Annotated in this window: 10 protein-coding genes; 6 read left to right on the top strand and 4 right to left on the bottom strand. The window is 67.9% G+C overall.

Translation table 11 applies throughout. The features are described from left to right. The coding region (locus DY245_RS01035; protein ID WP_181923455.1) for a hypothetical protein at window positions 1-985 on the bottom strand (985 nt) is incomplete at its 3' end. Between the two features lie 181 nt (window positions 986-1,166). Here DY245_RS01035 and DY245_RS01030 point away from each other — a divergent pair. From DY245_RS01030 to DY245_RS01020, 3 genes are all read left to right on the top strand, one after another. Next, window positions 1,167-1,784, top strand: a complete 618-nt coding sequence (locus tag DY245_RS01030; protein ID WP_220377834.1) for a hypothetical protein — start codon at window positions 1,167-1,169, stop codon at window positions 1,782-1,784. Window positions 1,785-2,058: 274 nt separating this feature from the next. Next, entirely contained in the window at window positions 2,059-2,817 is a 759-nt protein-coding gene (locus DY245_RS01025) for a class I SAM-dependent methyltransferase (RefSeq protein WP_128502445.1), read from the top strand. Window positions 2,818-2,923: 106 nt separating this feature from the next. Continuing rightward, complete coding sequence (locus tag DY245_RS01020; RefSeq protein ID WP_128502444.1) at window positions 2,924-3,259, top strand: Pepco domain-containing protein; 336 nt, start codon at window positions 2,924-2,926, stop codon at window positions 3,257-3,259. 49 nt (window positions 3,260-3,308) lie between these two features. Here the strand turns inward: DY245_RS01020 and DY245_RS01015 are convergent, their stop codons facing one another. The 3 genes from DY245_RS01015 to DY245_RS01005 all read right to left on the bottom strand — a co-directional run bounded on the left by DY245_RS01015 (window position 3,309) and on the right by DY245_RS01005 (window position 7,707). Then, the gene (locus DY245_RS01015; protein WP_244942749.1) at window positions 3,309-4,520 is read right to left on the bottom strand and encodes a hypothetical protein; all 1,212 of its coding nucleotides are present in this window, start codon (window positions 4,518-4,520) and stop codon (window positions 3,309-3,311) included. 1,490 nt (window positions 4,521-6,010) lie between these two features. Next, the gene (locus tag DY245_RS01010) at window positions 6,011-6,526 is read right to left on the bottom strand and encodes a hypothetical protein (protein WP_181923454.1); all 516 of its coding nucleotides are present in this window, start codon (window positions 6,524-6,526) and stop codon (window positions 6,011-6,013) included. Between the two features lie 173 nt (window positions 6,527-6,699). Next, the gene (locus DY245_RS01005; RefSeq protein ID WP_128502443.1) at window positions 6,700-7,707 is read right to left on the bottom strand and encodes a hypothetical protein; all 1,008 of its coding nucleotides are present in this window, start codon (window positions 7,705-7,707) and stop codon (window positions 6,700-6,702) included. A 152-nt stretch (window positions 7,708-7,859) separates the two neighbouring features. Here DY245_RS01005 and pglW point away from each other — a divergent pair, with 152 nt between their 5' ends. The 3 genes from pglW to DY245_RS00990 are packed head-to-tail and all read left to right on the top strand — an operon-like array spanning window position 7,860 to window position 20,003. After that, window positions 7,860-12,314 (top strand): BREX system serine/threonine kinase PglW, encoded by a 4,455-nt coding sequence (gene pglW, locus DY245_RS01000; RefSeq protein WP_244942748.1) that lies wholly within the window; start codon window positions 7,860-7,862, stop codon window positions 12,312-12,314. After that, on the top strand, window positions 12,311-16,096 hold the full coding sequence (gene pglX / locus DY245_RS00995) for a BREX-2 system adenine-specific DNA-methyltransferase PglX (protein WP_220377833.1): 3,786 nt from the start codon (window positions 12,311-12,313) through the stop codon (window positions 16,094-16,096). The genes pglW and pglX overlap by 4 nt, the downstream gene beginning before the upstream one ends. Then, window positions 16,089-20,003, top strand: a complete 3,915-nt coding sequence (locus DY245_RS00990) for a BREX-2 system ATPase PglY family protein (protein ID WP_128502442.1) — start codon at window positions 16,089-16,091, stop codon at window positions 20,001-20,003. The genes pglX and DY245_RS00990 overlap by 8 nt, the downstream gene beginning before the upstream one ends. The last annotated feature ends 2 nt before the right edge of the window (window positions 20,004-20,005 follow it).

Genomic DNA, 20,005 nt, shown 5'->3' with positions numbered 1-20,005 from the left:
GGCCGACCGTGGACAGCGCCGCGGCACGCAGCCGCGCGCCACCGGCCCGGCCGCCCCTGGGGCGCGGGGCATGGCGACGCGCGGCGTCCTCGGCCTGCCTGCCCAGCAGCAGACAGTGGATCCACAGCTCGTCCGCGAAGCTCGCGCCGAACAGGCGCCGTACCTCCCCCTCCGCATCCGCCGGCCGGTGGCGCCGCGCGATCTCCCGTACCTGCCCCTCCGTGAGGCCGGTGGCCGGCAGCGCCTCCTGCCACCTGGTGTGCCGCCGGGGATCGGCGAGCGCCTCCGGCCCGGCCGGCCGCAGATACCCCTCCCCGTACCTCATGTACGGCAGCCAGTCCAGCTCCTCCAGAACCCACCCGTGGCACAGCAGCGGCCGGGCATCCGCGGCACCGACCGGGCAGGCGGCCAGCCGAACCCCCTGTGCCGCATGCCCGTTGATGCTGCTGGTGCCGATGTGCTCCACCACATTGGGTACGGCCAGCAGCCCCGCCCGGCCCACCGTACGGAGGAAGGCGGCCATCACCTCGTCGTCATGGCGCTCCGTGCTGTCCTGGGCGAACCGCCGGAATCCGGCCGCCCGTTCCGCGGGCAGACAGATGGCCAGCGTCGGAGCGAACTCCTCGGGTACGGCGCGGACCCAGCCCGCGCCCGCCAGCGCGGCCAGCCGGGCCGCGGAGCCGTTGCGCGCATGCCAGTTGGTGTAGAAGATCAGGGCCTCGTCCGGGAACCGCGCCACGGACCCGGCGACGAGGTCGAGCAGCTCGCGGGGCGCGGCCACATCGTCCTGTACGACCAGATGGTGACTGGCCTCCGCGGACGCCGCCGACCAGGCGACCAGCGCGGTCCGTAACGCCGACGGCGCACCCTCCGGATCCGGGTCCATCGCCAGCCCGCCGAGACCGAGCCGGGCGGACAGCGCCGCGGCCTGCTCCCTGCGCACCGGATGCGTCATCACGGCCGAACTGACCCGAGCTGCGCTCACCAAGCACTCCTCACCTCGCCGCCAGGGCGCCTCATCGTGGCAGATCAGCACCCCGCCCCCGGGCCCCGAAGCGAACAACGGCCGGATCCCACCGCTCGGCAGCCGAACTCATCCTCGCGTTTTTAGAGATACCTCTCTAGAACGATGCCGAGCCCCACATCCCCCGGACACCATGCTGCTTGTGAACACCGACAAACCGACGCTCGATACGCCCACCATCACCGCCGCCACCGCCTCCCCTTCGCCACCGCCCCGCTGGGCGATCCGCACCGCACACCTGACCGTCGTCTGCGTCCTCCCCTCGTCCCTGTGGCGACTGGCCCTCGCAGCAGGCGTTCCCCTGGGCTACAGCGCGGCCGTACTGCGGCAGGACTACGACTCCCCCGGCTGGGGCACGCTGTACATGATCGCCCTCAGCCTGCTGTCCGAAGCGCTCGCGTTCCTCACGCTCGGCCTCGTACGCCCCTGGGGTCAGGTCGTCCCGCGCTGGCTGCCGCTCCTCGGCGGGCGCCCGGTCATCCCCAAACTGGCCGTGACCGCCGCCGCCATCGGCGCGACGCTCCTCTCCCTCCTCCTCACCGCGCTGCCCCTCGCGCAATGGCTCCTGCTCGACCACCTCGACAACGGCCTGCACGGCGCTCATCTCGCACTGATGCAGGCCTGCTACCTCCCCCTGATGGCCTGGGGCCCCCTCCTAGCGGCCGTCACCCTCTCCTACCACCGACGCCACCGCGGCCACAGCAACGACCACGACCGCCACAGCCACCACAGCCACCACAGCCACCACAGCCACCAGTGAACTGGCCCTGGACGGCAGCCATTCGACAACAGACCGCCCTGGGCAGCACCCCCCGGAAAATCCCCCAGAAACCCACCTGACCGCTGCCCAGAAAGCCTCCATGACGGGCTTCCACGGCGACACGAACGACCGCACATACACACCTGCGACTGACCCCCTCCCCCCTCCCTCCCAGCCCTCGCAAACGCCCGTCCACGCCCTCGCCCCAAGGGTCCTGAGCTCGGCTTTTGCCTCGTTCGGCCCTACCGTCTCCCCCACACGGAAGGGGACCCGCATGGACCGGAACATCCGCACGGTCGACGATGTGCTGAAGCTCCTGGACGACCTGTTCGCGCCGGAAGCCGACCGCTGGACGGCTGACGCGGCCACCTGGTGGGACGGCTTCTACTCCGACCGCTCCAGGCCGGTGCCGTTCTTCGTGGCGAAGCCGGACGAGAGTCTGGCCTCGTACCTCGACAGAGGTCTGATCACCCCGGGCCGGGCTCTCGATCTGGGCTGCGGTCCGGGCCGTAACGCCCTCCATCTGGCCTCCCTGGGTTTCCGGGTGGACGCCGTCGACCTCTCCCCGACGGCCGTCGCCTGGGGCGAGGAGCGCGCCCGCGAGGCCGGGGCCGACATCCGGTTCCACTGCGGCGACGCCTTCACCCTCACCGCGGCCGAGCTGGGCGGCCCGTACGACCTGATCCACGATTCGGGCTGCTTCCACCATCTGCCGCCGCACCGCCGCATCAGCTACCTCCGCCTCCTCGACCGCAGCCTCGCCCCCGGCGGCCATCTCGCCCTCACCGCCTTCGCGGCCGGAGAGATGGGCTCCGAACTCCCCGACGCGGCCTTCTACCGCCAGTCCCGCCTCCACGGCGGACTCGCCTACACGCCGGAGTCCTTGCGCTGGATCTTCTCCGAGCTGACGGAGGTGGAGCTGCGCCGTATGCACGACGAACCGCCCGAGTCCCCGTACTTCGGCGAGTCCTTCCTCTGGACGGCCCTGTTCCGCCGCGACACCCCTCCAGCTCCTGACCAACGGCTGCGCTGACCGATGCGCGCGCAGCCGGGCCGGTCGCCCACCTCAATCCCGCCACTCTCCACGTGAACCAACCACGTTTTCACTAGAGTTGACGCATCGGACGAGGGGGGACGTCATGCAGGAATCCGAACCACCGCTCAGCGAACCGACGCTGCCTTTCTGGGTGTCGTTCGACGACGAGAACGAAGAGCCCAGGGACTTGATGGGGCTTTTCGGGGACAGCGGCGACACCGCCTTACGGAACGTACCGCTGGGCCCCCTGCGCAAGAACCTGGCCGAGGCGGTGGACTCGCTACAGCAGCTGTTCACCGACGTCGCCGCGCGCGGCGGGCCGCTGCCGCTGCGCGAGGCGCATCTGTCCTTCCAGGTGACCGCGGCCGGCGGTGTGCAGTTCATCGGCACGTCCCAGCTGCAGAGCAGCCGCGGCATCGTCCTGGTCTTCAAGCAGTGACCGGCCGGCCATGAGGCGCCACAGAGCCCTGGGCCGGGTCACCGTCGGGTCAGGCAGCACTGGATGCGGGTCGTTCCGGCTCACGTCGTTCGTAGACGCTCACCCGGCGGCCCCGTTCGACACTGTCCGAGCGGCGCACGAAGTGTTCGTCCAGAACACGCTGCTTGGCGAGGTCGCGTGCGGAGTCGGCCTGGCTCGGCCCAGGATCGGTGACGAGCACTATCCGCCGTGCACCCAGCATGGCCCGCTCTATGTCGCGCGGTCCGGCCTCTATGCCCTTCAACGTGCCTGACTCCACCGGCCCCTGGGCCAGGGCGAGATCCCGCAGGCCTGCGAACTCGCGGGGCGAGACGAGGGCGGTGTCGCGGCGCGCGGCGGGAATGTAGAGGACGCCGTCGGTGGCGTCGCGGACATGACCGACCGTGGCCGCCGCGGTGAGTACGTCGTCGACGCGGCTCTGTTCCGTACGCAGACGGAGCTCTATCGGGAGAAACGCCAGGAGCGCCAGGGCGACGGCGGCGGGGAGCAGCACGCGGGCGTGTGTTCTCAGACGCGCGGCGGTCGTGGCCAGTAGGGCGCCGATGAGGAGCGCGAGACCTACGTACGCGAACAGTACATAGCGGGTGATGTAGAGAGGTTTGACGAGCGAGACCAACGCCAGGCCGACCTGCGGCACCGCACAGAGCGGGAGCGCGACGGCTGCGAGGTTCACGCGTGCATGCGGCACTTCCTCGCGCATGCTCTGTGACAGGCGCGCATGCGGCAGGCGCGTGCAGAGGGCTGCGATCGTTACGGTGATCAGCACACCGAGCACCGTCGACCAGCCGAGCGGCTTGATCCAGGAGACCTGCGAGGCTTGGGCCCGGCTGGCCAGGATCAACGGCAAGGCCGCAGCAACAGCCCCGGAGGCGGCAAGCGCCCACCCGACAAACCGAGTTCGGCCAGGGCGGACGTACACCATGGTGACGGCATGTGCGACAAGCGCGAGCAGCGAGAACCAGTTGAGCAACGCGGCGATCAGCGTGGCCGCCGCATACCAGGCCCACCGCCGAACGCCCGGCCGCTCAAGGGCGCCTACCAGCAGCCAGGTCGCGAGTACCACGAAGGCGAGGACAAGGGCGTACGACCGCCCCTCCTGGGCGTGCTGCTGGACTGCTGGAATCACCGCCAGGGCGAGCCCTGCCCCCATCCCGACCCGGCGATCCGAGAGCCGGGCGCCGACCAGCGCGGTCAGTCCGCACGCGGCGGCAGTGGCGAGCACCGAAGGCAGCCGCAGGGTGACCAGACTGTCGCCGAAGAGGGCGCGAACACTCCGTGCATCACCGCGTAGTAAAGGCCATGGACGACGTCGACCTGACCGACCATGTGTCCTATCGCGGCCAGCGACCGATGCGCTNTCACCGCGTAGTAAAGGCCATGGACGACGTCGACCTGACCGACCATGTGTCCTATCGCGGCCAGCGACCGATGCGCTGCCTGCCAGGTCGCCGCCTCATCCCGCCACATGCTGTGCTCGCGCGTGATGCCCCACAGCCCGAGAGCGAGCGCAAGGACGGCCGGACCGGCGCAGATGGATATGCGACCGTGCCGCACTGTTCCCCCCATTAGTGATGTGTCAGGCGCGGTCTGGCCGGCCCGACCGAACGCCTCGGCGGCATCCAGGTCATTGATGCCACGTCACTGCGACTTCCCTCAGACGGGAGTGGCCCATCCGGCCTTGGGGCGACCCGAGGCATACCCCGATGCGTCGCTGGTCGACGCCGGCTCGGACTGCCGTGCCGATATGCCGGAAGGCGATCTTCCTGAACCAACGCCATTCGCCACGAGGGCTCCCCCAACCGAGTACAGGAACGACAGCTGGGGCGTTCCCTCAAGTCGACGGGAGAGAGCCTCACTTGGGCTCGGCGACCGCCCCCTCGCCAAAGAATCTAGCAATCTTCTTCACCAAGGGCGCGTATCACCTCGGGAACAGCTTCCGACGGACCCGCGCCAGATCACCTCGGACACCTGTACGAGCGTCCTGCCGGGGGTGATGCGCGCCGAGGCCGTGTCCGTCCTCTCTGTGGTCCCCCGAGAAGTCTCGGACGAGGTGCACGGCCCGCTGGAGATCCCCGGCACGGCCTGGCGGGGCAACGTGACGGTGATCTTCGCCCACGGGCCCGGTACTCCGGCGACAAGTGGGCGCCGTCAGGGGTACCCGGAGGACAAGCGGCCGCACTTCTCACTCGTCCGCTTCACGATCGCCCGCTCTGCAGCGGCAGACATCGACGAGTGGGAGCTGCCGCAGGGGCTGCCGTCCCCCGGATTCGTCCGCGTGTCCCCGACGTGCCCCCTGTGCGTCCCCTGGATCTTGGTCCAACGGGGTGCAGAAGGGCCGCCACGCTCGCGTGGCGGCCCTTCTTTCTGCGTCTCCCCCAGGTAGAAAGGATCTTCGCCCTGGGAGCCGGAGTGGGGCGGGTGGGACTCGAACCCACGGCCGACGGATTATGAGTCCTTTGAGGATCTTGGCGGCCCTTGTCGATCTACGCTCATCCATGACGTTTCCACTGGTCAGACGGAACAAGCCGTGTCGGCATCCCTTCGTCTTTGTCGGTCTGTTCCTGTCCTTGCGTCCCGAACTCGTCCCGAACACGTCCCGGACGGACGGGCCCTGCGAGTGCGAGCCCGATCCGCCCCAGCTCGGCGAAGGGTCTCGAACCCGCACGCAGCGGATTGCCCTTCCAGCGCGCAGAGGATCCGCCCCAGCGCCCCTCACACTCCCGGCCGCCGCCCCGGCACTGGCGGCGGCGTCGGGGGCGGCCCCGACGGAGTGAGTGCAACGTCCGCGAGATCGATGTCGCCACCCGTGATGACTTTGCCGAACAGCCACACCAGCCGCGTGGCGCGTACCACCCCCAGGGCTATGGCCACCTCGGCCAACCAGTGTGTCCCGCCTGGGTCCCGCTGCGTCGTGTCGAGGATGATGGCCAGCAGGCACAGTCCTGAGATCACCAGCGTCGCGCTGAGGATGCTCATCCAGTTCCGACGGAACTGCGGCCCCTGTACGGGATGCGTGCGCAGCGTACGCATCCGCTGCCCGGTGGATGCGGCGTACAGGGTAACGGCCGCGGTGATGAAGCTGCCGACGACGGCGGCGACGGTCGCCGTCGCAGTGTAGGCAGCGATCCGCTGTTCCCTGTCGGGCCAGGCCAGCACATCCCCGCCACCTGCGACCTGCACAACCGCCAAATGCACGCCGGTGACCGTCAGCGCGAGGACCCAGTCCACCGCCGGCCGCCCAACCCATCGTCGCCACAGCCAATCCAGCACGTCGCCCCCAGCCCTGAACTGCTGCTCAGGTTAGCGGCCCATACTGACAGGCTTCCTGGAGCGCACTTTCATGCGTGCGGGCCGCAGCGAAAATCGCGTCGACGGCGTAGCGCAGATCGACCGATCGGCCGTCAGTGAACGCGACCGGCACATCGCACTGCGCTGTGATGCGGGTGTGCCAGGAAGTCGAGCGGCTCGTACTCCAGGGACTGTCGGTGCGGGTCCCGTATGGCGACCTGGCCGCTGACCGAGCGCACCACACCCGACTCGTCCATCCACTCATCGAGGTCGGGAATGAACTGCAGTACATCGCTGCGCAGTTGGGTCGCGGCACGGTTCCTGCGGAGCTTGCTCAGCCGTCCCCCGCGCCTGGGAACCTTCAGCGAGAGTGTGATGGAGGTGTCGGGATGACGCTGCCCGAAACTCCGCAGCGAGTCCGCGAGATCGCCTCGCGCTCTCAAGGCACTGACCGTGTCCGCCGGGGCGCCTTCGAGTTGCACGGTGAACTCCGACACCGCCTCGATGCGGTTGAGTTTCTCACGGGCTCGCGCGTGAATGACCGGCTTGAGTACGACCTCGCCACACGGGAGTCCAATCCCGTTCAGCCACTTGGTGATGGCGCTGACGCGCGGCGCGGAGAAGCCGCCGTGCAAGGCGCCGATGATGTTTCCGTACGGAAGGAAGCAGAGCGTGGTCACATGGACGACATCCGTGCCGGCCGCGAGCTGTAGAGCTTCAATGGTGCCATTGCTGTGGTCGAGCTGGTGCGGCACCTCACCGGTGATCTTCGCGAGCTGCAGATGGTCGGCCGCGGTGGCCGTATCCACGATCCCGACCAGCTGATCGTCCGCGCTGCGCACGATCCGCTCGTGCGGCTCCGAGACCGCGACATGGTCAAGGAAGTCTCTCCAGGGCTGGGGCTCCATGCGGGGCTGGCCGCGTTTGGCTTCGACGATCTCGAAGAAGAACACGGTTCGCTTGCGTACCGTCCCGGCCATATCCATCTCCCCCGCCTGCGGCTCATTGAGTGCCACATGATCGTAGGCAGACGCGCCGTGACGCATGACATACCGGCCACAGAATGGCCTGATCGCGACAATCTCAATCTCGTTCGCCTCGCAACCGTCCCAGCTTTGCACCTGAGCCCTGCGGCACCTCCTCCCACCTGGCAAGATGTCCCATTCACTTGTCTGACGATCTGAACATGTCGCGATTCACTACATCCCATCACGCTCCCCACGGATCACGTCGATAGGCGGGTGGATCGGACAGATGAAAGGTGCGGTGAACGGTGGTGGCGGCAGCAGCCGGCCAGGCGACCCCCAAGCCCGGTCCACCTCAGGTGAAACGCTGGTACCAGACGCGGCCGTCACCGTTCCCCTGGGAGCAGGCGGCCCTCGATCACATCAAGCAGCGGATGCCGGTCACCGCCCCGCACTACGCCTGGGCGACCTTCTCCTTCACCGCCATGAGCGGCCGTATCAATGAGTGCGATCTCTTCATCGTCGTACCCCGCGGCCTGTACCTGGTCGAGTTGAAGGGGCACCCGGGCCGGGTCGTCAACAGCGGCGACACCTGGAGCTTCCACGCACCCGACGGCCGGATCCGCACGATCCGCAATCCGCTGCACCTCACCGACCTGAAGTCCAAAGAACTCAAGTCCCGCCTCCAGGAAGCCGCCCGCGAGATCTGTCCGGGGGAACGGATACCGCGCATCGACCCGGCCGTCTTCCTCTCCGACCCACTGCTTGACAGCGAGCTGGACACGGTGCAGCGCACTCATGTGTACGGGCGTGACGGCTCCAGGACGGGGCTGCCCGGCATCTGGGACCACTTCCTGAGCCTGCCACCGGAGCGCGAGAACTGGCGGATCACCGAGAACTTCGCCCGGCACCTGCCCGCGTTGATGAAGAAGATCGGGGTGCGGGCCTCCACCGCCCACCTCGACTTCGGCGATGGCTGGAAGCTCTCCTCCCGCCCCTTGGACGCGGGCCCCACCTGGGAGGACCGGCTCGCGGAGCGCAAGGAGATGATCCACGAGGAGGGCCGGGTCCGGGTCTACCTCGTCGAGCAGTTAGCGAGCGAGGAGAAGCGCCGCTCCGCCACCCGGGCCGCAGAGCGCGAGTACCAGGTGCTCCAGGGCATCACCCACCGCGGTATCGCCCAGGCCGTCACCCTCCGCCAGCACCAGGGCGGTCCGGCGATCCTGTTCCGTCACCGTGAGAGCGATCTGCGCCTGGACAACTACCTTGCTGTGTACGGCGCGAAGCTCACCGACGCGATACGCCGCGACATGGTCCGCCAGCTCGCCGAGGCCGTCCGCTACGCCCACCGCCGCTCGCTCTACCACCGCGCGCTGGCTGCCCGCTCGGTGTACGTCAGCGCGCGGGAGAACGGCAGCAACCCGGTGTTGCGGATCATCGACTGGCAGGCGTCCGCACGCGACTTCGACACCACCTCGCTACGCTCGCTCGGCGAGTCCTCCTTCACCGGGGAGCACATCGAGGACGCCGCCCAGTGCTACCTCGCGCCCGAGACCGACGCCGACTTCCCCGACCCGGTGGACCTGGACGTCTTCGGCCTCGGCGCGGTCGCCCACCACATCCTGACGGGGATGCCGCCCGCCGAAACCCGTACCGCGCTCAAGGAGCGGCTCCAAGCCGACGGCGGACTGCACATGTACGCGGTCAGCGACGCCGTCGACTCCGGCCTCGACGAGCTGGTGTACGCCGCCACCCGGGCCTCGGTCGACGATCGCCTCGACTCCGCCGACGCTTTCCTCGCCCGCCTGGACGAGGCCGAGCAGGCCCGGGCCGCCCAGGCCATCGCCGTGGAGGCCGACCCTCTCGACGCCACCCCCGGACAGGCCGTCGACGGCGACTGGACGGTGGAACGGGTGCTCGGCACGGGCGCCACCGCGCGCGCCCTGTATGTGACCCGCGTCAGCGAAGACGAACGTGGACGGAGAGTGGAGGAAGAACGGGTCCTCAAGGTCGCTCTGGACGCGGAGAAGAACGAGCGTCTGACCTCCGAGGCCTCAGCCCTGCAGCAGGTCAGCAGCGGCCGCATCGTCAAACTGTACGAGGGTCCACGCACCCTCGCCGGCCGAACCGTCCTGGCCCTGGAGTACGCGGGCCAGGAGACGCTGGGTCGGCGGCTGCGCAGCCACGGGCCGCTGGGCTACGAGGAGTTGGCGTCCTGCGGCGAGGACCTCTTCACTGCGCTGGACGACCTGGCGGCCAGAGGCATGCGCCACCGCGACCTCAAACCCGACAACCTCGGGATCAAGGTCAGGGAGGACGGCGAGCAACAGCTGATGCTGTTCGACTTCTCGCTGGCGGCCGTCTCCGACCGTGACATCAAGGCGGGCACCCGCGGCTATCTCGATCCGTTCCTGGGTGACGCACGGCGGCCTGTGTACGACGACTACGCGGAGCGGTACGCAGCTGCCGTCGTCCTGCACGAGATGGCCGCCGCCGAGCGGCCCACCTGGGGCAATGGCACCGACGATCCGCTGACCGCCATGAAGGACGAAACGCCACTCCTCGCCTCCGATGCCTTCATAGCCGTACTGCGTCCGGGGCTTGAGACGTTCTTCGAACGGGCTCTCCACCGGGACGTCAACCGCCGCTTCGAAACACTGCGGCAGATGCGGGACGCCTGGCGGGCGATCTTCACCGCCGCCGACCGTACCCAGCCGCCTCCGACCACGGACACCGTGTCGCTCCTGGGGGTCGGGGGGCTGCCTGAGGGGTTGTCCGAGGACGACATCCGGGATGTGTACGCGGACAAGGCGAAGCTCTCCACCACGCTCAGGGACGCGGGGCTGACCGAGCGGGCGGCGGCGGTGGCCGAGGAACTCGGCGCGGTGACGGTCGGCGAGCTGCTCGACGTACCGCTGCCCCACTTCCGCAACAAGCGCGGGATCGGCGCGGTCGTGAAGAAGGAGCTCAACCGGCGGCACCGGCAGTGGACAGCGGCGCTCCGTCCGAAGAAGTCCAAAGCCGCGACTGCCGTGCCGGAAAAGCCGGTTGAGACTGTCATGCCCTTCACGGACGACAAGCTCGGCGCGCAGCACGAGGCCCGGCAGAACGTGGAGCGGCTCGCGGCCCTCCTCAACCCGGAGCCGACGGGCCGCAAGGACAACAAGCGACCGCAAGTGGTCGCGGCTTGGCTCGGGCTCGACGGCAAGTCGGAAATCGGCACCTGGCCGACCAACCGGCAGGTCGCGGAGGCGGTCAAAGCCTCTGAGTACACAGTCTCCAAGCACCTCGGCTCAGCCATCGGCGACTGGGCCAAGGCAGGCTGGATGGACATCCTGTGCAGTGAACTGGTCGACGCGGTTCGGGACGCCGGCCGCGTGATGACCGCCCGCGAACTGGCCCGGGTAATCGCCGCCGGTCATGGCTCGGAGAGTGAGACCAGCGAGGGCTCGGAGGCCGCCGCGCTCGCCGTCGTACGGGCGGCAGTCACCGCCGAGACGCTGCTCACCGGCCGCGACGAGGAGCACGAGCCCCGACTCGCACAGTTTCGGCGCCGGGGACGGCTGATCGTGGCCCTGGAGTCGCTGGACGGCTCCGACGACCCGACACCGGATGAACTCGCCGCGTATGCCATAGCGTTAGGCGACGCGGCCGAGAAGATCGCCGACACCGATCCCCTTCCCGACCGGAGTGCGGCGCTGCGCGACCTGCGAGCCGTGGGCACGCCCGAGGGCATGGACCCGCTGCCCGACGCCCGGCTGGTCACACTCGCCGCGGCGACCTCGGTGGAGGCGGCCGCTTCACCGCGCCTTGAGGTGTACCCCAAGGCGCTGGAGCTGTGGCGAGCCTTGCAGATCTCGCAGGCCGCGGCGGGTGTTCGCCGCGAGGTCGGCATCAGCCTGGATGGGCTGCTGGCCCGGCTGCGTTCGCGCTTCCCCGAGATGGCGCTCGGCAAGCCCACGTATGTCGAGGTCGAGGACGCGCTGAAGAAAGCCGGCTTCTCGCTGACGTACGAGACGGCCGAGCAGCGTTTCAAGCCGCCAATGCCGGTCGCACCGGTGGGCGGCGGCAGCAGTTGGCTGTACTCGTCCTCCACGGGCACGGTGACGACGGCCTCCCGCGCGCAGGCGGCGAGGGCGGGGGCCGGGCGGGACCCGGTGGCCCTGCTCACCGCGAAGCTCAACTCCGCGGTAGGGGACGGCGGTTTCCTCGCGCTGAACGTGGCGGTCAAGCGGATGCGGAGCGAGAGCGGATCGGTGTCGGAGGCGATCGCGAGTGCGTTCCCGGTGCTTTCGGTGAATCTGGCGCGGGTCTTCCTGGAAGAGTTCCGGGCGCTGGCCACCGAGCACGGCACGGACTGGTCCAAGGTGCTGGGCGCGGACACCCGGTACACCAGGAGTGGTGAACTGCCGGGCGGGCTGCGGTCGTTCGTGGTCCGGGTATGGCCCCGGGTCGCGGAGCGACTGGAGGAGGCGGCCGGTCGGGAGCCGGGGACGGTGCTGTTCGTCCACACGGCCGGACTGCTCGCACACTACTACCCCGCCGACGGGCATGAGCTGCTGGTGGGGCTCCAGCGGGAGGCCCGCAAACCGGGCGGCCGACCGCATGGACTGTGGCTGCTCACCCCCTCGCACAACGCGCACGGCGCACCGGAACTGGACGGACGCACGGTGGAGGTGACCGGCGGCGACGCGGAACGCGTGGTGCTGACCGAGGACTTCCTCAAGAACTTGGCTGCATTTCAAGGGGGATTGGCACAGTGAGCACGCGTGGCAGCGGTGGCAGTGGCAGTGGCAAGGACAGTCTGCTGAAGGACCTCCGCACGCAGGTCGCGGTCCTGGAGGACGACTTACGGGCGGGCAGCGACTCGGTGGACGTGCACCGGGAGCGGTTGGGAGCCGAGTACGGGAGGGCATACGCCGCAGGGCGTACGGCGGCTACGTACGAGGCGTGGCGGGACGAGCGGGTCACGCAGGTCGCGGCGGCGTGGGTACTCGGCTGCGTCTTCGTACGCTTCTGCGAGGACAACGGTCTCATCGCCCGGCCGTGGTTAGCCGGTATCGGCGAACGCCTCAAGGACGCGGAGGACCACGACGCGGCGTTCTTCGCCGCCAACCCAGAGAAGAACGACCGCGACTGGATCATCGCGGCATTCGACCACCTGGCGGGAACCAATCCGACGGTCGCGGGCCTCTTCGACCGCGCACACAACCCACTGTGGGAGATCGAGCCGTCGTACGAGGCGGCGACGGGGCTGTTGAAGTTCTGGCGACGAGTCGGGGCGGACGGCGAGATCGTCCACAAGTTCGTGGACGAGGACTTGGACACACGCTTCCTGGGCGACCTGTACCAAGACCTGAGCGAGCACGCCCGGAAGACTTACGCACTGCTCCAGACCCCAGTGTTCGTGGAGGAGTTCATCCTCGACCTGACACTGGAGCCGGCGGTGGCGGAATTCGGGCTGTCACCGGTCGTCGAGATCCGCGACGGGCGCGGTGAGTTACGCGAACTCCCGGCGGGCCTGAGGACGATCGATCCGGCGTGCGGGTCGGGGCACTTCCTGCTGGGGATGTTCGAGCGGCTACTGGAGAAGTGGCGGGACGCGGACAAAGTAGCGGACGAGTGGACGCTGATCCGACGCGCGCTGGCTTCGGTCCACGGCTGCGACAAGAACCCGTTCGCGGTGGCGATCGCACGGTTCCGGCTGCTGGTGGCGGTACTGAAGGCAGCAGAGGAGGCTCCGGGGAAGCGGCGGCTGGATGCACTAAAAGAGTTCCCTATCAACATCTCGGTGGGGGATTCGCTGCTGCATGGGCGGGATGCAGGGCGTGAACACGACACGCTTCCAGAGGACGGGGAAGGCGACAGCGAGCCATTCCTGTACCGAACCGAGGACATCGACACCTTCGTTGAGCGATGCGACCTCCTGGGCCGGGGTTCGTATCACGTGGTGGTCGGAAACCCGCCGTACATCACGGCCAAGGACAAGAAGGAAAACCAGAACTATCGGGATGCTTACGACACTTGCGCGGGGACGTACGCGCTGTCGGTTCCGTTCGCACAGCGCATCTTTGAACTGGCGGTGCGCGCAAGCGGGTCGGAGCGCGCGGCGGGGTTCACCGGGCAGATCACGGCCAACTCATTCATGAAGCGGGAGTTCGGCAGAAAGCTGATTGATTGGTTCCACCAGAAGGTCGATCTGACGCAGGTCATCGACACCTCTGGGGCCTACATCCCGGGGCATGGGACACCAACAGTCATTCTGGTCGGGCGGAATAGGGTGGCCTACCAGGGCGAACCCATTCGTGCCGTGCTCGGCATCCGGGGTGAACCGTCTCAGCCGAAGAACGCGGCTGAGGGGCTTGTCTGGTCAGCCATCGTCGATCAGTACAACCGACCCGGCAGCGGGAGCGAGTGGGTCTCGGCGATCGATTCTGAACGTAGTAAGCTCGCTCAGTTCCCGTGGTCTCTGAGTGGTGGTGGAGCTGGAGAACTCGTCGACGGGGTTGCGTCGGGTCGGGAGAAGCTTGGCTCCAGAGCCGTCAGTATCGGCCGGACCACTGCAACTGGAGCTGACGACGCCTTCTTCCTTCCAGATATCGGTACCGCTCAGCGACTCGGCGACGAGTCTGTAATCCGAACGCTGATCACAGGTGACGCCGTACGAGACTTCCGATTCACTGGCTCCGTTACTGTACGGAACCCTTATTCAGGACAAGAGAACCGACTGTCCATTGATCCTGATAGCCACCTCGTGAAGCACAGCTTATGGCCATTCCGCACACAGCTAGCGAACCGCGTCATCTTCGGCAAGACGGTGATTGAGAACGAATATCCTTGGTACTGCCACCTCGAAAACTATTCGAGCAAGCTCACCACTGCGAAAGGAATATCCTTCGCCTTTGTTTCCACGCACAACCACTTCACGCTCGACACTCAGTCGCGTCTGTTCAACCGGACCGCGCCGGTAATCAAACTTCCGGAGGGGGCAACTGAGGACGAGCACATTGCCTTGCTCGGCGTGCTCAACTCGTCGACGGCATGCTTCTGGCTCAAGCAGGTTTGCCAGGACAAGGGAAACCGAGGCGGCGAGCGGTCCACCGGTCGGTGGGCGTGGGAGAGCTTCTACGAGTTCACCGGCACCAAGCTTCAGGAGTTCCCCCTTCCCGCACAGCTCCCGCTGCCACTCGGTCGCTCCCTCGATTCGCTCGCGCAGGAGCTTTCCAGCCACGAGCCCCCAGCCGTCTGTGCCTCGGAAGCACCCACACGTGCACGCCTCGACGCGGCTCGTGAGGCGTGGGACCGTACCTCTCAGCGCATGATCGCCCTCCAGGAAGAGCTGGACTGGGAGGTGTACCACTCCTACGGGCTGCTCACCGAGGGCCAGAAGTCTCAACTCACCGATCCCTCTCTCTCCGCAACGACCATCCCCCAAGTAAAGCTCGGTGAGCGGGCGTTCGAGATTCTGATGGCGCGGAAGATCGCCTCTGGTGATGCCGACGTGGAGGCCGAAACTGCCTGGTTTGACCGGCACGGTTCCACCCCCGTCACCGAAATCCCACCCCACTGGCCCGACTGGTACCAGGCCATCGTGCAGGCCCGTATCGACACCATCCCCTCCCGCCGCGACCTCGCACTCATCGAACGCCCCGAGTGCAAGCGGCGCTGGGCCACCGACCCGTGGGAGAAACGCGAAAAGGCCGCGCTCCGCACCTGGTTACTTGACCGATGCGAGGACAAATCCCTCTGGTTCCACGTCCTCAATGACTTCGTTCAGCCCCGCACCCTCACCGTCGCTCAGCTCGCCGACGAACTCGAAAAGCGGCCCGATGCGGACGCGATCCTCAACACGGCCCACCTCTACGCGACCCACCTCGGCAAGCCGAACCTCTCCCTCACTCAGGTCCTGACCGACGTGGTGGACGCCGAGCACGTCCCCTACCTCGCCGCGTACCGCTACAAGGACACCGGCCTGCGCAAGCGCGCGCAGTGGGAGGCGGTATGGGAGCAGCAGCGCGAGGAGGACCGTACCGGGGAGCGGCTCGACATACCCGTACCGCCGAAGTACGCCTCCGCGGACTTCACCAAGCAGTCCTACTGGTCGAACCGCGGAAAGCTCGACGTGCCCAAGGAGCGTTTCGTCTCCTACCCGGATGCGAACCCCGACTCCGACCCGACCCTCCTCCTCGGCTGGGCGGGCTGGGACCAGCGCGACCAGGCGAGCGCCCTGCTGAACATCGTCAGCGACCGCCGCAAGCAGCAGGACTGGCCGGCCGAGCGGCTCGTACCGCTGCTCGCCGGCATCGCGGAGCTCATGCCCTGGCTGCGGCAGTGGTTCGGGGAAGTTGACGAGGAGTGGGGTGAGGAGTCGGCCGCCGAGGAGTTCCAGAGCTTCCTGGACGGGGAGTTAGCGAGCGCACGGCTCACCCCGGCCGCACTCAGCGACTGGCGCCCGGTGAAGAAGATCCTGGCGCGTAGGGCGACAACCACAGCGGTGAAGACGAAGACAACGGGCACGACGGAGATGGTGGAAGACGATGAGTAGCAGCGGCGGCGAGCTCTACCTCCGGGACGTACTGGACCTGTCCGAGGTAGTCCGTGCCGGGTCGTTCAAGATCGAGCTGTCCGGCGGCTTCGACGAGACCGCCAAGCGCGTGGGCGAGTACGTGGTCACTCCGCAGCTGGAACAGGCGCTGCGCCGTGCGCTGAAGATCGTCGAGGCATCCGTCCGGGCGGGGTCGTCCGACGCCGCCTATCTGCACGGCTCCTTCGGCTCCGGCAAGAGCCACTTCATGACCGTGCTGCACGCGATTCTCTCGAACGACCCGGCCGCTCGCGCCAAACCGACGCTGCAGTCGGTCATCGCGGATCATGACGCGTGGTTACGGGACCGGAAGTTCCTGATGGTGCCGTTCCACCTGGTCGGCGCGACCGATCTCGACTCGGCGATCCTCGGCGGCTACGTCCGCACGGTCCGGCAGCTGCACCCGGACGCACCGGTGCCGCCGGTCTACCGGGCCGACGCGATGTTCGACGACGCCCGCCGCCAGCGGGAGTTCTTCGCCGACGACGAGCAGTTCGTCCGCTGGCTCGGCAACCCCGCGCTGCCGAAGGAGGAGAAGGCACCCGCCCAGCAGACCCCAGCAGCCGACGACGAGGACGACCTGGTCGACCTCGACGTCAAGGAGGCCCCGCAGATCTGGACCCCGGCTCTCCTCGACCAGGCCCTGGCCGTGTCTCCCGATCCGAAGGTCCGCGAGTGGCTGGCGTCCGCGCTGCTGTCCGGTCCGTACTCCTCGTACTCCCGTGGTGCTCTCGGCGCGAAGAATGCTTTCCTGCCACTGGAGAACGGCCTGGACATCATCAGCCGGCACGCCAAGTCCCTCGGCTACGACGGTCTGATCCTCTTCCTCGACGAGCTGATCCTCTGGCTCCAGGCCCACCTGCGCGAGCGGACCTTCGTCAACGACGAGGTCAACAAGCTGGTCAAACTGATCGAGTCAGGTACGGGCGGCCGCGCGCTGCCGGTCATCTCCTTCATCTCCCGCCAGCGCGACCTGTCCGAGCTGATCGGTTCGGACGCTGTCGGCGCCGAGGCCAAGAACCTCGAGCAGCAGGTCAAGTACCTGGCGGGGCGTATCGACCCGATCAGCCTGGAGGACCGCAACCTCCCCGAGATCATCAAGGAACGCGTCCTCAAGCCCAAGGACGACGCCGCGAAGGCCGCCCTCGAAGCGGCCTTCGCCCGGATCGAGACCTCGAACCAGTCCGTACGTGACGTACTCCTCGACGCCAATGGCGTCACCCACGCCGACTGGAAGGACTTCAAGGCGCTCTACCCCGTCTCCCCCGTGCTCCTCAACGTCCTGGTGGCCCTCTCCGGCGCACTCCAGCGCGAGCGCACCGGTCTCAAACTGCTCCAGCAGATGCTCTACCAGCGGCGCGAGGACATGAAGGTCGGCGAGCTGATCCCGCTGGGCGACCTGTGGGACGTACTGGCCGAGGGAATGGGCGAGGCGTTTACCGACCGGCTGCGCAGTGAGGCCGAGGCGGCGACCCGCTTCCACGGCAAGGTGAAGGACCACCTGCTGGAGAAGTACGGTTCTGCCGAGGACGCCAAGTACAAGGCCGACGAACGCTTCGTCAAGACGATGCTGCTCGCCTATCTCGCACCCGAGGTGCCGGCTCTCGCCCGGCTGACCGGGCCGCGGCTGAACGCGCTGAACCATGGGTCGATCCGCTCACGCACCGGTCAGGAGGACCGGATCGTGGTCAGGCGGATGCAGGAGATTCAAGCGCAGTTCCCGGGAGAGCTGCGCAGCGACGGCCATGACCTGGACCCGGTGTTCACGCTGCATCTGTCCGACCTGGATGTGGAGCCGATCCTGGACAGCGTCGGCGAGAAGGACACCCTCGGGGCACGCAAACGGTGGGTGCAGGAGTGGCTGTGGCGGGAGTTGAAGATCGCCGACAACGGCACGCTCGTCGCCGACCGTGAGATCGTCTGGCACGGAACGCGCCGGACCGCGGAGTTCGTCTTCGAGAACGTACGCGATCCGCAGATCCTGCCCGACGCGCAGTTCGAGCCGTCCACCCCCGACCGGATCCGCTTGGTCATCGACTACCCCTTCGACGAGGACGAGAAGGGCACACCCAGCGCGGACGAGAACCGGGTCTACCGCCTGCAGCGGGAGAAGCCGGACGCGGCGACCGTCGTCTGGCTGCCGTCCTTCGTCTCCAGCCAGCGGGGTACCCAGCTCGGCCGCCTACTGAAGATCAACTACCTGCTCGATCGCGACCGCTTGAAGGACTTCGCGACCCATCTGGGCTCCGACGACCAGGTGCGGGTCCGCCATCAGCTGGAGGCGCAGCGCGAAACGCTCGTCGCGCAACTGGGGCAAGTTCTGCATCAGGCGTACGGGATCGCCAGGGCCAACGAGAGTGACCTGGGCGCCCAGGTCACCGAGGGCAAGCACGTCCACGCGCTGTACGCCGGGCACACCCCGCAGCTCCAGGGCGGCGGAGCCTTCGAGTACAACCTGCTGAAGCTCGCCGACGGACTGCTGGACGCGATGTATCCCAAGCATCCGAACTTCGACCGTCAGGAGAGCCGCAAACCGGTCATCGCCGCGAAGTTCAAGATGGCGTACGGGTGGATCGTCAAGGCCATGGACGACAGCTCACGCCGGGTCGTCGTCGACAGTCGAGACCTGGGTGATCTGGCGCGGATTGTGCATCCGCTGGAACTGGGCGAGGTACACGACGGGCCACTGAACGTGTCCACGGACTGGCGCCGGCACATCGACCAGCAAGCTGGCAAGCACGGTGCGAAGGGCGACTTCGGGGTCGAGGACATTCGCACCTGGATCGCCGAGCTGGGCTGGACGGGGCTGGACAAGCTGGTCTCCAACCTGGTGATCGCGACCTATGCCCTGCTCGCGGACCGTTCCTGGGTCTACAACGGCAAGGCAGACAAGGCACCAGCGCTGGACCAGATCGGCCCCGGCTGGGCGCTGCGGGCACAGGAGCGGCCGAGCGAGGAGGAGTACACCAGGGCGCACGAGCGGGCCGCGGCGCTGTTCGGCACGAGCGTGCCGACAGTGCTGTTCACCCGTAACGTCAACGCGCTCGCGGCGGATGTCCGCACCAAGGCGGAGGCGCGCGAGGATGCCGTCAACGGGCTGCGGCGGGCTCTGGCCCGCTACCGCTCCGCCCTCGGCATCACCGGCGAGGCGCCGACCACACGCGAGCAGTCGGTGCGAGACGCGGCCGACCTCCTCGCGCGGATCAGGCAGACTCCGGAGGCGACACCGCTCGCCCGGGACCTGGCGGCGGCGACGTATGTGAGTACGTACTTCGAACTGGGCAAGGTGATCTCCTCGGCCCAGGACGTGCTGGACACGCTGGAGGGCACCGACTGGGAACTGATCGACAGTGTACGGAAGTACGCCGGCCGCGGGGACGGCCTCGCCGACCGGTCCGAGCGACTGCTCACGGAGATCGCGGAGGCCGCGTCGAGGAACGAGTTCGACACCAGCCTGAAGCCGGTCCTCAACGGGGCACGCGGTCAGGCGGTGGCTCTCATCAACGAGGCGGCACGGCTGAGCACTGTCGCGCCTGTGTCGCCCCCTCCCCCGCCGGCCGTGACGCCCGAGGTGAACTCCCCCGGTTCCAGTACCGGTCACAGCGGTGTCAGCCCGACCACGGACGACCAGCCACCACTGCCCTCCCCGCCGACCACTGCGGCGACGGCCTCTCGTCGCTCTCGGCGGGTGAAGGCCGCGGAGAGCGGAAGCGTGCTGGAGAACGCACTCAGCCGGGCTCTCGCCGACGTACAGGACGAGATTCGCGACTACGCCGCCGCCCATCCGGACGTCGAGATCGAGATCAACTGGCAGGTGCTGCACGCCGGTCAGGGTGACGGCTCGAGCCTGCCGGGCGGTGATCTCTGATG

The sequence above is a fragment of the Streptomyces inhibens genome (genome assembly GCF_003389455.1).
GTDB classification, from domain to species: domain Bacteria; phylum Actinomycetota; class Actinomycetes; order Streptomycetales; family Streptomycetaceae; genus Streptomyces; species Streptomyces inhibens.
Note: the sequence above shows the minus strand (reverse complement) of the source record. Positions and strands in the feature narration are given on the sequence as shown.